Origin of the sequence: Moritella sp., assembly GCF_013215705.1 — a bacterium.
In the GTDB taxonomy this organism is placed as follows: domain Bacteria; phylum Pseudomonadota; class Gammaproteobacteria; order Enterobacterales; family Moritellaceae; genus Moritella.
The window spans coordinates 1-13,365 of record NZ_JABSQR010000036.1 but is presented as its reverse complement, the minus strand read 5'-3'; the positions used below and the strand labels follow the sequence as shown (position 1 = coordinate 13,365).

11 protein-coding genes are annotated in these 13,365 nt (G+C 40.6%); 4 read left to right on the top strand and 7 right to left on the bottom strand.

Annotation, left to right across the window (positions count from 1 at the left end; translation table 11 throughout):
• The first annotated feature begins 283 nt into the window (after window positions 1-283).
• The gene (locus tag HRT96_RS19375; RefSeq protein ID WP_293159912.1) at window positions 284-880 is read left to right on the top strand and encodes a protein-L-isoaspartate O-methyltransferase; all 597 of its coding nucleotides are present in this window, start codon (window positions 284-286) and stop codon (window positions 878-880) included.
• Window positions 881-933: 53 nt separating this feature from the next.
• Here the strand turns inward: HRT96_RS19375 and HRT96_RS19370 are convergent, their stop codons facing one another.
• Window positions 934-1,848 (bottom strand): hypothetical protein, encoded by a 915-nt coding sequence (locus tag HRT96_RS19370; protein WP_293159911.1) that lies wholly within the window; start codon window positions 1,846-1,848, stop codon window positions 934-936.
• A gap of 338 nt (window positions 1,849-2,186) precedes the next feature.
• Here HRT96_RS19370 and HRT96_RS19365 point away from each other — a divergent pair, with 338 nt between their 5' ends.
• The 3 genes from HRT96_RS19365 to HRT96_RS19355 all read left to right on the top strand — a co-directional run bounded on the left by HRT96_RS19365 (window position 2,187) and on the right by HRT96_RS19355 (window position 6,872).
• Window positions 2,187-4,031: a M3 family metallopeptidase gene (locus tag HRT96_RS19365; RefSeq protein ID WP_293159910.1), complete on the top strand. Its 1,845-nt coding sequence runs from the start codon at window positions 2,187-2,189 to the stop codon at window positions 4,029-4,031.
• A 453-nt stretch (window positions 4,032-4,484) separates the two neighbouring features.
• Window positions 4,485-6,509, top strand: a complete 2,025-nt coding sequence (locus tag HRT96_RS19360) for a S8 family serine peptidase (protein WP_293159908.1) — start codon at window positions 4,485-4,487, stop codon at window positions 6,507-6,509.
• A gap of 9 nt (window positions 6,510-6,518) precedes the next feature.
• The gene (locus HRT96_RS19355; protein WP_293159906.1) at window positions 6,519-6,872 is read left to right on the top strand and encodes a hypothetical protein; all 354 of its coding nucleotides are present in this window, start codon (window positions 6,519-6,521) and stop codon (window positions 6,870-6,872) included.
• Between the two features lie 32 nt (window positions 6,873-6,904).
• Here HRT96_RS19355 and HRT96_RS19350 read toward each other — a convergent pair whose 3' ends face one another.
• The 6 genes from HRT96_RS19350 to HRT96_RS19320 form a co-directional block, all read right to left on the bottom strand.
• Window positions 6,905-8,314: an alanine dehydrogenase gene (locus tag HRT96_RS19350; protein ID WP_293159904.1), complete on the bottom strand. Its 1,410-nt coding sequence runs from the start codon at window positions 8,312-8,314 to the stop codon at window positions 6,905-6,907.
• Between the two features lie 136 nt (window positions 8,315-8,450).
• Entirely contained in the window at window positions 8,451-9,332 is an 882-nt protein-coding gene (locus HRT96_RS19345) for a LysR family transcriptional regulator (protein WP_293159902.1), read from the bottom strand.
• Between the two features lie 452 nt (window positions 9,333-9,784).
• Window positions 9,785-10,366, bottom strand: coding sequence for a GNAT family protein (locus HRT96_RS19340; RefSeq protein WP_293159900.1), 582 nt, complete (start codon window positions 10,364-10,366; stop codon window positions 9,785-9,787).
• A gap of 174 nt (window positions 10,367-10,540) precedes the next feature.
• The gene (locus HRT96_RS19335) at window positions 10,541-11,077 is read right to left on the bottom strand and encodes a GNAT family protein (RefSeq protein ID WP_293159898.1); all 537 of its coding nucleotides are present in this window, start codon (window positions 11,075-11,077) and stop codon (window positions 10,541-10,543) included.
• A gap of 123 nt (window positions 11,078-11,200) precedes the next feature.
• Window positions 11,201-11,671: a hypothetical protein gene (locus tag HRT96_RS19330; RefSeq protein WP_293159896.1), complete on the bottom strand. Its 471-nt coding sequence runs from the start codon at window positions 11,669-11,671 to the stop codon at window positions 11,201-11,203.
• Window positions 11,672-12,883: 1,212 nt separating this feature from the next.
• A partial coding sequence (locus HRT96_RS19320) for a BspA family leucine-rich repeat surface protein (RefSeq protein WP_293159894.1) occupies window positions 12,884-13,365 on the bottom strand: 482 nt, incomplete at its 5' end.

The following is a 13,365-nucleotide window of genomic DNA, read 5'->3' as shown; positions in this document are numbered from 1 at the left end:
ATTTTTTGAGGGGGCATTCTACCTGTATATGCAGGCCAATGCTATGAATTCGGGTTTATTGATCTAGATCAAGATTTAATGACGTAAATGTACAGGTTAAGAATACCTCTAAATGTGGTACAAATAGCGCATATCGAACACAATTTATAAATACCTAAAAATCATCATAAACGCTGAGCTAGAATTAGAAATAGAAATAGAAATAGAAGAAAAGATAAATAACGAGCATATGATTCGAACATTCAAATTTGTTTATTATTTTCGAAAAAAGGTAATATCAGCAATGAATAATACAACGCTAGAGCAACGTGTTAACCAAGCTTTTGTAGCCGTCGAGCGGCACTGTTTTATGCCAACTGATAACCAGCATATGGCAGACTATGATGCGCCCTTCTCTATCGGCCATGCGCAAACAATCAGCCAACCAACGACCGTGAAGCACATGCTGTTATGGTTAGCACCAGAAACGGGTCAGCGTATATTGGATGTGGGTTCTGGCTCAGGTTGGAGTAGCGCGCTGCTGGCTTACTTAGTTGGGCCGACAGGATCTGTATTTGCTGTTGAACGCATCCCCGTTTTAAAACGGTTTGGGGAAACCAACTGCCAGCGTTTTGGTGGGGACAATATTGAATTTTTCATCACCGAAAACAGACTCGGTCTTGCGACACATGCGCCTTTCGACCGAATTTTAGTTAGCGCTGCAGCGACTGATAAGATCCCAGACGAATTAGTCAATCAACTCGCGCCTAACGGTAAACTGATTATCCCCGTTAACAACAGTATTTTTGAATTACAAAAAAATGCACAAGGTGAGATTGAGTATTGCCACGAACATTTTGGGTATGTTTTTGTGCCCTTAATTATCGAGACTAACAACTAACAGACTGTGAATTAAGTCAGCAACTTAATCCACAGTAATATTGGATCATTTACCTATCTTGCATCGGGTACTAATTGTTTCACCACGTTAGGCAATACTGTCACAATCATACCGCGAACGGGATGCCATAATGCTGACAACAATAATAATGCAGCCCCAATCGCCACACCCGTAATAGCAAAATTAGTACCGACATCACCATACATGCTTATTAAGCTTGATAATGCATACAGCACATATACCAATGATGACACCATAAAGGCACGGCGGTCGGTAATAATCGAAATCAGCGACATCAATAAGTACAACGTAATAATAATCACGATACTACTGATGCTTTCATCACCATTCAAAATACCAACACTTAAAAATACCGGATGAATAATCAATGGTGCTGATAATAAATGTAACCAAAATGCGGTATCAGTTCGGTTTGTTATACGTTCGCGATCTGAAGAGTCCCAATACATAGCAAACAAGAAAGTTAAAATACCACAGGCAAATATAACGACCAGTATCCAATCCGTTAATACATTGATCGTTTCAGGCGTCGTAAATGCAGATATGAAAGAAGACACGATAAAGCCGATCATTGCAGCAGTACCCGCTGCAATCGTAATAGGTACATTGAAGCGACGCCAGTGACAGAAAGCGGCAATAACCGATGCGCCAGTCGCAGCAATAATAGCTTGCTCATCAAGCGATGAAAATACTTCCATTGATAACTTAAATACACCACCAATAAAGGCGAGTAATAACATAATCGCAGGAAAGGCCATTTTTCTTTTCAGAACAAAAAATTCCGCAAGCGCCCACGATAGCGCGGCAAAAGTGACTAAACCTAAGCGCGGATCTATCGATTTAACCACCCACAGTGATGAGAACAATAGCAACGCACAAGCAATAACAATAAAAATATCGTTAAATCCACCGATTAAACGGATATGTTCTTCATCTGCAATTGTCACGTGCTTAGATAATAATTGGTCACGTCGAAACTCGTCAACGGACGAAGCAGTAAAATACCTTTATCTACTGCATTGTTAAGGTCTTCATCTGTATACATAGTGGTCCTAAAAGTGTTATTAATGATATATATGATTTGCAAAAACCTAAAGTGTATTAACTTTACTTATAAGGGACAAGAATTTTCTAAAATTTGACTGTATTCCCTTTCATTTTAATGACTATAGCTTTTAATAAGCTTCATTTTAAATAAATAGTAAATTAGCGTATACATTCACCCAGTGCCTTTCGCACTATTACCAGTAGCCACTATCATACGCTGTTTTAACAAGGAGACGTTGTGAACCCACAAGATTATTTTAATCAACTCAATGATGATTATTTAGCACTACACCGCCGCAAAGAAGATCTATTTTGGCAAACCTACATGGGCATCAGTGATGACCATGAAGGCTTTGCCGCTGCAGAAGCTCAGCTCAGTGCATTCATCTCAGACCCAAGTCACATTCAAGCAACACGTTGTAATCTTGACGTACTATTACAGCTAACCGATGATGATGAACTGGTACAAGGACTCAAAGGCTGGTTAGCCTTTTTTGATGCCAATGCAATTGAAAGCGCTGAAGGCAGAGATAAAATGGCCGCCCTCATTCGCAGTGAATCGACGTTATTTACCAAACGTCAAGATTACCTGATGTATTGCAATGATGAAAACGGGGATAAGCAGCAAGCATCTTTAACCGTGCTAGCCGCGAATATTCGCACCAGTAATAATGAAGAAGTTCGACAATCAGCACACCAAGCGCTATTAGACCTTGAACAATGGGTGCTTAACAACGGCTATATTGACCTTGTTAAACAACGTAATGACTTTGCTCGTCAGCAAGGCTTCCGTAACTTCTTTGATTACAAAGTCAATAAAACCGAGCAGATGACACCAGAGCAACTGTTCACTGTTTTAGATGACTTTGAATTACGTACACGTGAACAAAACCAAAGTAGCATCCAAAATTTGGCCGAGACTAAAGGCGACAGCGCGATTCAAGGCCATAATTTTAGCTTTATGTATGCTGGTGATGCCGCACGTCAACTTGACCCTTATGTGCCGTTCTCAAAATCATTACGTCGTTGGATGGAATCATTCGGTCGTCTAAATATCGATTACTCACAAGCTGATTTGACCCTCGATTTGTTAGACCGACCGGGTAAATACCAAAATGGTTTCTGCCACGGTCCGATCCCGTCGTTTTATGCTGAAGATAAGTGGCAAGCGGGTAAAATAAATTTCACCAGTAACGCGAAGCCCGATCAAATCGGCAGTGGTTATGATGGCATCAATACCTTGTTCCATGAAGGTGGCCATGCAGCTCACTTTGCCAATATTAAATTAAACTCGCCGTGTTTCTCACAAGAGTTTGCACCAACATCAATGGCATATGCAGAAACCCAATCTATGTTCTGCGATAGCTTATTAAACGACGGTGACTGGCTTAAACAATATGCTTATAACACCGATGGTGAAGTGGTGCCAGACGAGGTAATCCAAGCATTAATTGCAGCAAAACAGCCGTTTAAAGCTTATCAAGAACGCAGTATCTTAGTGGTGCCTTATTTTGAATGGGCTGTGTATAGCGCTGATGAAGACTTGTTAACGCCTGAATACTTAACGACGCTAGCCCGTGATACTGAGCAACGTATTCTTGGCCTAGCAGCAAGTCCGCGACCATTACTAGCGGTTCCACATTTGCTATCGCAAGAAGCCGCTTGTTCTTACCAAGGTTACCTACTTGCGCACATGGCTGTGTATCAAACTCGCGCTTACTTTATTAAAGAATTTGGCTACCTAACCGATAATCCAGCAATTGGTCCGTTACTGGCTGAGCATTACTGGAAACCGGGTAACAGCATTAGTCACGATGCAACCCTACGTAGCTTAACTGGCGAAGGTTTCTCTGCCGCTTACCTTGCTGAAACCTGTAATAAAACCAGTGAGCAGGCTTGGCTACAAGAACAAGCAAAAATCGAGGCTGCGCAGAACAGAACTCGAATTAAACCAGCAGCATTAAACGCAAAAATCAGTATTGTTGATGGTGCCGAGACCATTGCTGACAATCACGTTTCGGATGGTCAATTATGCGATGATTTTGAGACTTATATTACGCAGCGCTATGGTAGTGACTGCTAGATAAACGAATAAATAAGTACGTATCACCTGTCAATACTAAGGGATACGTACACTCTTCTAAACAGGTTTCCCCTCCTCCCTTCGCCTTCTAACGTCCCACTAAAATAACCAACCACCCCCCCTGATTTATATTTAACCAAGATCACAACCCCCTTTAATTAATCTTCACATTTTACTATTAAAATCAGTAACATAATCAACAACTCATCTGACCAGTGCGATCAATAAACACACAAAGAACAAACAATATAGATACTATTAAATAGGTACACCAGATGTCAATAAAAATCATTTTCATTATTATTTAATGCGATTCTGTTCGCTTTAAATGATGTCCAACATTGATAATTTTAATTTATAATTCTATAACTCAGGTTCTGCAAGTCGAATAGGAAAGTATTACGACCATTTTACAGCAGGTAATAATTTTCGCTCAATAAGGAACCGGGCAACATGAAAAACAAACTCAATAAAAAAAATAAATTATTAAACTCAATGGCAATAGCGACAGCTATTTCAACCTTAGGAATTAGCTATGCAAATGCTTTTCCTCAGTTTGATGAACTCGATTTACCGATAAAATACATCGTTAAATTCAAAGACACCGACGCTGATGCGCCTTCTATGATGGGACTCAATCCCGTTTGGGGCGCCAAGCGACTTCAAGAATCAGTTCTCGAACGAGTAAACGCCAAAAAAGTGGAGAAGCTCGGAAGTAAACCGCTTTATAGTGTCGAGATCGAACCGCAAGCACTTGCGAATTTACAGCTCAACACTGACGTTGAATATGTAGAATTCGACCCGCCTCGTTTTTTATTAAGTGAGTCCATTCCTTGGGGACAAGGGGCGATTAATACTGCAGGTCTAAACGATAGTGATACCGGAAATCGGACCATTTGTATTATTGATTCCGGCTACGACCTTACTCACAACGACCTAAGCGGAAATCAGGTCTCAGGCACCAATGATAGCGGCACTGGCAGTTGGAACGCTCCAGGTAATCATAATGCTCATGGCACTCATGTTGCTGGCACCATCGCTGCGATAGCCAATGGTGACGGTGTTGTCGGTGTAATGCCAAATCAAAATGTAAACTTACATATTGTGAAAGTATTCAATGAATCTGGTTGGGGTTATTCATCCAGCCTAGTCAAAGCAATTGATACCTGCGCGCAGAACAGTGCCAATGTCGTTAATATGAGCTTAGGCGGCAGTCAATCGAGCCGAACAGAACGTGATGCGCTGCAAGAACTATCTGATAATGGTGTCCTGCTTATTGCCGCTGCCGGTAATTCTGGAAACACCGCACACAGTTATCCAGCTTCATATGATTCTGTTATGTCAATTGCAGCGGTAGATAATCAAAATCACCACGCCGCATTCTCCCAAGCCACCGATCAAGTTGAAGTGGCAGCACCAGGGGTTGCAATTCTCTCAACAGTCACCGTTGGCGAAGGTGTCCTGTCTGATATTGTGATTAACGGCCAACGCTATTTTGACCGTGGCATTGTTCCGCACAACCGCAAAACGCTTGATGGCACTGGCAATTATCAGTCGAGTCCTGTTGCAGGTTCTTATACAGGGAAACTCGCACGCTGCGATATTTCAGACAACAATTATAACTGTGGCGACATGACAGGGAAAGTTTGTTTAACTGAGCGTATTGAGAATCAACGTACTGGTTATCGACCAGAAATTGATCCTGTAAAAGCTTGTCATAATGCAGGCGCCCAAGCCGCAATAATCTACAGTAATGATGCCTTATCTGGTTTGCAAAATCCGTTTGTATTAGATGACAACAATAGTTATCCAATCGTTTCAGTTTCAGTCGATAGAACCCTTGGCCTTGAACTATCAGCAATGCTAGAACAAGAAGTCACAGTGTCCACAACGACAGGTGAAGACTATCAATATTATAACGGGACCTCTATGGCGACACCACATGCAGTCGGTGTAGCGGGTCTTGTTTGGAGTTATCACCCTCAATGTAGTGCTGCACAGATTCGCTCTGCATTAAAAGCTTCAGCAACGGATATTGATGTTGCAGGTCGAGACAACAGAACCGGCTATGGATTGATTAATGCGACCGCGGCAAATGACTATCTAGATGCAGGCTGTGATGGCCCTGACGGTGCTACAAATTATACCAATAGTACAAGAGTCGTTATCCCAGATAATTCATTTTTCGGCGTCGTCAGTAACATAGATGTTAAACGTAATGGCGATGCTGGAATGGTGAGTATTAAGCTAAATATCAAGCACAGCTACATTGGCGATTTAAAAGTAATATTAACGTCACCAGAAGGTGCTAAAGCGATATTGCACAACAATAGCGGTGGTTCAGATAGAAACCTGAATACGACTTATGATGTCGACTTCTCAGGCTATGAATCAAATGGTCGTTGGCAATTAAAGATCATCGATATGGACAGTCAAGATACTGGGAGCTTAGAAACCTGGGGATTAAACTTCCAATAAGGAGTAGCTATGGCACAGCAAGGGGTTCGTTTTCAACTTCGATATGTCAGTATTTTCTGGGCTCTGGTACTCGTGGTTCCGATGGCTTATTCACATCAGTCCACGCCAGTGACAGAGTCAACAAACATAACCGAAATAACAAAGGACAACAGGTTGAATCGGTATTATGTAAAATATCAAAAGGGAGGTAAAGGTACAGCGACAGCACTCGTGAAGAAATATGATCTCGCTATCGTTGATGTGATACCAACACGTAACATACTGATTGTATTTGCAGATAAGCAGTCTATTCAGAAACTGGTTAAAAATACCGTTATTGAATACGTTGAACTAGAGCCAATACGCAATTTTTATTCACAATAATAATCAGCCCCACCACGTGTGGGGCTTTGTGATTAAAAAGGACCACAAACCAGAGCGAGTTTCACACCCGGCGTTAACTTATCAAGCCCATCAATCAATTTCTCACGACCAATCAATACATCGGTAATTTGCCCTGAATAGCGAACCGCCGTTTCACGCATCATGCCCATCATTGGCCAACCCCATAGCGATGAGATCAACACGCCGTCTTGGATAAAATAAGGCTGAGTCAAGAAGCTACAACCGATCACAGGTTCTACCGGACTACGGTTAGTCGCGCTGCCACCCACTAAATCGATAATAACAGAATTGTCAGGTATTAATTCTTTCACATGCTGGTTACTGATTAAGAAATTTTTGCCTCTAAGCTCGGAAGGCTGTTCGGCACCATTAATCACGATATCAACATCTTTTAGCCAATAACCAATACTCTCTTTTGCGGTCTGCGCACGACCTAATATATGGATATGTTTGACTCCTTGTTGATGCAATTCATCTAAAGCACCCTGCCCCACATTACCATAACCAAGGATCACCGCTTTAATATTGGCGACATCCACAGACGGTTTACGTTCTTTTAATAATGACAGCCCATATCTAGCACCAGCTTGACCTGTTTCGTGTAAACACTGGATACGACGTAAACCAAATTCTTGCGGCGGGTGACTGTCACGGTAAGCTGACATTGCTTGTTGTCCGTGCTCACGTTCAAATTCACTCAAATCAAAAATATGGGTACCCGCATTATGTAGCTGTAACAATATGTCTTGCTGATCGTTAAAACTCTGGCTGTCATAGAAATACAGCGCATTAGGGCCGACAGCATCTAGTTCGTCAAATGCAAGTGTTGGTTGAATGACCTGTAATGAAGCTGCTGAACGGTTTCCAGCGCGCTTGATACCACCGCGTAGTCGCTCACTCCAACCGATAACTCTGACTTGTAAATCACCTATACTTTGCTCGTTGATAAAAGGTATTAATGCAGCATTCATCGCTACACGAGCAAGGATCTTATGATCAGGCTCATGTTTAGGTGAATCACATATTTCTTCCATCGCAATCACATTAATACGTTTATCTTGCAGCAATTTAGCGCGGTCTGGGTAGGAATGAAAATGAGCCATACAGAATAAAGTACAGCCTTCACTCATTTGCTCTACAGAGGCAAGCGCTGGACCTTTAAATTTAATGATCAGTGATTTATTAACATAAATGTCTTCTGCCGTTTGCATAATGGCATTATTTTTTAAATATTCGTCATCACTAAAACCGACGCCATCGCCAGCACCGCACTCAACATAAACTTTAATACCCGCTTGAACAAGCAGGCCTACATCACTCGGTATCAAAGCAACGCGCTTCTCTAACCCTTCTGGATTTTCTGGTGATTCAATTTCTTTAGCCAGAGCAATGGATGAATAACGTGCTGAATTATCTAACATAAATTTATATTCCCTAATACAAAAAGGAATATTAGTAGCATGAAACATTAACAACTAAAAATTCTTAACATCAAAAAACTACGAAAACATATTTATGTAACTTTTAACACTGCATAACAGTATGATCAACCGAATTCTATCCCTTTAGCTGTATTCGCTCTTTTAAATATTTGATAAATAACTGCGTACGAGTATGTTCATAATCAAGGGTTGGATAATAAGCACACACCGAACCATGATCGACCGTTACATCAGGTAATACTTGTACCAATTCACCCACCTCAATTAAATCTTCAAGCATTTTCTGACTGGCAAGTAAGATACCCATACCGCACTTAGCCCCATAGAACAAAGCCTCAGGGTTGGTGGTGGCAAAATTACCCCGCAAAGTAATGCGATTACCCGTCGATAGCTTCACTTCTCGTATTGGCCTTTCGCCCCAAATTAGCATGTTATGAGATTCAAGATCATCAATGGTTTCAGGCTTACCATATTTCTCGATATAGTCAGGCGAAGCAAAAAACTTAGCGTCGTTTTTAAACAGTTCAATAGCTTTATAGTTATGCGAATTTAACTGTTCCAAATCGCGACTAATAAAAACATCCACATAAGTCTCGGGCATTTGCCCCGGAGATGTGGTCAACAGCTGTATTTTGATTTTTGGATACATCAGTAAGAAATCATTGAGGTATTTAATGATGAACTTAGAGCCAACGGCTGTTGTGGCACCAATCTTTAATATCCCGGTAGGCGTTTGATTTACCGAACGCGCCTCATCCACCAGCGACATCCACTGATCAAGTTGCAATCGTGACCGTTGGTAAAATAGCTGACCAGCTTCTGTTTGATCAAGCGATCGCGTGGTTCGCTTAAGTAACTGCACACCCACTTTCTCTTCTAACCAGTTTATACGCTTACTGATCGCAGACCCTGTAGTATTAAGCTGATAAGCCGCGCCATTAAAACTACCCTCTTCCACTACCTTAATATAACTTCGCACGCACATTATCCAGTCCATCACTACCTACCTTGTTCGCAATATCGCTATTGAAATAAACATTCAATCCTAACAAGACCTAATCTAGCATATATAGTCCTATTTATAGTGATAAAAAGCCTTAATTCACACTAACAACGCAACCACATACCATAATTTACATTTTCGTGCGCCAGTCCTCTTAAATAACCATGGATTATTTACAATATTATACAATCCCATATAGCGTAAGTAACCTAATGGATATATAACCGACAATTTAAGTTAATTAAAATCAATGAGTTAAACGTTAAATTTAAATTTATGGCGACAAAGTGGCGATGGTTTATAAGGTGCGTTGACATTACACGAAAGAGCTAGCCGAAAGGCGAAGTACCCACCAAGCTCAAACACGTAATTTACTATATAAAGAAGGGCTCGGGCTTGTTCAACACCCGAATAAGGTGTCGGCTGCGCAACACCTATTCTTATTGTTAGCAGAACTTGCTTTGCAAATTGTTTTTTACTGCTGGCCACTCAGAGTTAATGATTGAATAAACAACAGTATCTCTAATCGATCCATCTTTTAAAATTTGATGGTTGCGGATAATACCATCTTGTTTGGCTCCTAACCTTTCTATGGCTTTTCTAGAATTGTGGTTAAAGAAGTGAGTTCTAAATTCAACAGCTATTGCAGAATGCTTTTCAAAAATGTGCAATAGTAAAAGTAATTTACATTCTGTATTAACTGGTGAGCGTCTCACAGATGATGAGTACCATGTATAACCCAACATCGCTCGCTTATTTTTAGCATCAACATTATAAAATCGGGTTGTCCCTACAATTTTATTTGTTTTATTACACCTTACCGAAAAAGCAATATTACCTTTTTGTGATTCTTTAATTGCTTCATCTACATATCCATTCATTAATTCAGGAGACGGGACATTTGCATACCATAATTTCCAAGGCTCCCCATCCAAAACAGCCTCTTTTAGCTCATCAATGTGTTCAATACTCAGTGGCTCTAGAGTAACGTACCTACCCTTTATTTGAGGAGCGGATAACCAATTCATACGACATACCTTGTTTGTTCTACCAACGCCTCATTAAGAGACAAATAATTGTTGGCTAAATAAGCGACGCAGGAGCAAAACCAACTGTTTTTAGTCCCGATTTATTTGCTTGTTATGTTTTCGATGTACCATATAACTGATAAGTAATGAGTTACCAGCGATTTGAATTGCTTATTATTCCTTGACCCATTCAGTACTAAGAACAGCTAAAGTTGTCGTATCCCACCACTTACCTTTGAAGAAGCGATGCTCTTTAAAGTAAGCTTCTTGTCTCATTCCTAGTGACTTACATAACTTTATAGCAGGGAAGTTTTTGCTGATAGTTTCTGCGTAAATACGACGTACACCTAATTCGAAAAAACCAAAATTTGCTAGGGCTTGGGCTGCTTCAAAACTAAGCTTAGTTCCCTGTGATTCTCTAGAAAAGGCACACCCCATAGAAGCTTCTTTATTTACCTCTAATCGTAAACAAACGGTGCCAATAAACATACCTGTTTCTTTGCTTTCGACAGCCAATTGATAGGATTGACGGGGAAGCTCATTAGCTTGTGCAACAAATAATTGGGTGAGTTCTCGATATTTATTTGGTTCACAGTCACTTTCATCATAAAAACGCTGAAACTTTGCATCTTGAGACATAGCTACAAATTTACTTTCATCGCTGAGCATCATATCTCGAAGAATCAGACGGCTAGTTTCCAGCTTAAACATCGAAAGTTCCTTTTTAACTGTGAGGTATAACGCCTTGCTCAGCGGTGAGTTAAACTGGCGCTGTTTTTGCCGGGTTTATGGCAAAAAAAGTAACAGGTTGACGAGTCCGAATGCAGCAACTTGTTAGCACTTTTCATTTAGAAGATCTTTTAGCTTAGATATTGATCTTGGTTGTTCATACCAAAAGGCTGTATTTATTAAAACCCACCCAAATACCATCATAAACATCGGAATAATTTTAAACATAATAGAATCGGTATACAGAGCACCCATCAAAGGAATCGAGATAAAACTATAGAAAGCTGACATTAACAGGATTGTACCAGTTGACATTTTGGCAGTAATTTCAATATTTGTACCATCACTTTCTGGTACAAATATTCCTGATAATATTGGAATAAAACCATTTTTGTAATCAATATTTCTGCGTACTTTAAAGCCATCTACATCCAGTTTTCCACTAAATGCAGAGACCGGCTCTCTTTTCCAATTGTTATAAGACACTTTTCCAATATGACGACTAAGCCTTTCTTTACATTCAGACTTATCCAACTGAACAAAGAAACTACATTTACTGTGCGGTATTAATTTCATATCACCTAGTGCCTAACATTTGTATAACAGGACTATCTATACAACTGATTATATTGACATTAATTTTAGACTACAAGATAAACCTGACTGCCTTTTGGCAAATCGAGACTGCGTTCACCAAAATACAAATAACACTGTATAAAATCACCCTGTCTAGCCGTTTTCTTAGTGCATAAATATAATCAACTCAGTTGGTAAATTTTGCATGATAAAATATGTTAAGCCTTTGGATTGGTGCTCAACCAAGGTGATTTGGGTAAATTGCAATTTATCGCCTCATTAAATCAGAAGGGTTTATCACTTTGTGTCAAAAGGTGTCACAACTTTGACATTAACGATCTTTAAATGATCATCACGATCCTTTACTGGCAAGGCTTGAGCTATAGTAGCGTGTCCACCGTTGTGTCCAAAACGTGAAAAATTTGCGAAAACGCGGTAGGCGAAGAGGAGTGAATTTATCGGAAGTTTAGCCGTAAGATTTAATCTCTCTCTCCCCTGGAGGAGTTCAAATCAAATGGTGGAATAAACCTCACTTCTTGAGTTTTCCTTATAACCAACCTAAAACAGAAACTGTATAAAAAATAGTGTTTGTTATGAGTGTAATTCCAATCTATGCAAGTACCAGTATCACTAGTTTTGAAGCCCTACAGCTGAATATAGCCAGTTTATATGTACCTTAGACGAAATTCTTATCGAGCATCCAAGTTCCACTTTTATTAGTAAAGCCTGTGGTGATTCAACGGAAGGTGTCGGTATTTTTGATGCTGACTTATTGATTGTTGATATGCATGTTTCGCCCAGACTAGCGTAATAAACCCATTGTGGTTTTGTCTAATAATGACGGGTGTATCGTTGCAGCAAACAGACAAGCAAAAGAAGCCAGTGGGACTGAATAATGCATTAGACCTTGCCGAATTCCCTAGCGGGTTTAGCGCGCAAAGAGTTCTCGTATTGAAGTTGAACGCACAATACGAGAACTCAATGGGCTACCTTGTAAAAATTGGAATACAGCCAGGGCTGATAAAAAACAAATTTACTCTACACGCAGTGTCAGTGAACGAATTACAGAACTCAGTACACTACAACAAGCCCTAAGTCAGCATGCTGGCATTAGCACGTCAACAATGGCATATTGACACTCAATCTCCGTGACAATACCCAGTATTAGCGCACCGAAAGTTAATGAGCTGACATGGAGCCGATTATTAATCCTCAAAGGTTAGAAGGAATAAAATTCGGTAGTTGTTCTTCTGTCAATGCGCTGTCGTTTGCAAAGTCCCAGACGCGGCGGACCCAACTAACATCCCAGTCAGTTAGGTCTCTTGAAAATGAATGAGCTTCGTAAAACATTTGTTGCATAAGGCCGACCCTAGAGGTGTCCCAGTCGCCGATGTCTTGATTAAAGACGACTGCACGCCTAAACATGGCGTCCATCCTGTTGACACTAGAGGTGTCCCAGCTGCCAATATCTTGATTAAAGACGGCATCAGTAAACATCCCACTCATAGATCTGACATTCGAGGTGTCCCAGTCGCCAATGTATTGATTAAAGGCGCTAGGCATACTTTCATGACCCGCAAACATCGAGCTCATATCGGTGACACTCGAAGTGTCCCAACCGCCTATGTCTTGATTAAAGGCGACGGCATCAGTAAACATCCAACTCATGTCGGTGACACTCGAGGTGTCCCAGC

Coding starts and splice junctions, on each gene's coding strand:
- HRT96_RS19375 (WP_293159912.1), top strand. CDS start 284: ATGAATAATACAACGCTAGAGCAACGTGTTAACCAAGCTTTTGTAGCC.
- HRT96_RS19360 (WP_293159908.1), top strand. CDS start 4,485: ATGAAAAACAAACTCAATAAAAAAAATAAATTATTAAACTCAATGGCA.
- HRT96_RS19355 (WP_293159906.1), top strand. CDS start 6,519: ATGGCACAGCAAGGGGTTCGTTTTCAACTTCGATATGTCAGTATTTTC.
- HRT96_RS19350 (WP_293159904.1), bottom strand. CDS start 8,314: ATGTTAGATAATTCAGCACGTTATTCATCCATTGCTCTGGCTAAAGAA.
- HRT96_RS19345 (WP_293159902.1), bottom strand. CDS start 9,332: ATGGACTGGATAATGTGCGTGCGAAGTTATATTAAGGTAGTGGAAGAG.
- HRT96_RS19340 (WP_293159900.1), bottom strand. CDS start 10,366: ATGAATTGGTTATCCGCTCCTCAAATAAAGGGTAGGTACGTTACTCTA.
- HRT96_RS19335 (WP_293159898.1), bottom strand. CDS start 11,077: ATGTTTAAGCTGGAAACTAGCCGTCTGATTCTTCGAGATATGATGCTC.
- HRT96_RS19330 (WP_293159896.1), bottom strand. CDS start 11,671: ATGAAATTAATACCGCACAGTAAATGTAGTTTCTTTGTTCAGTTGGAT.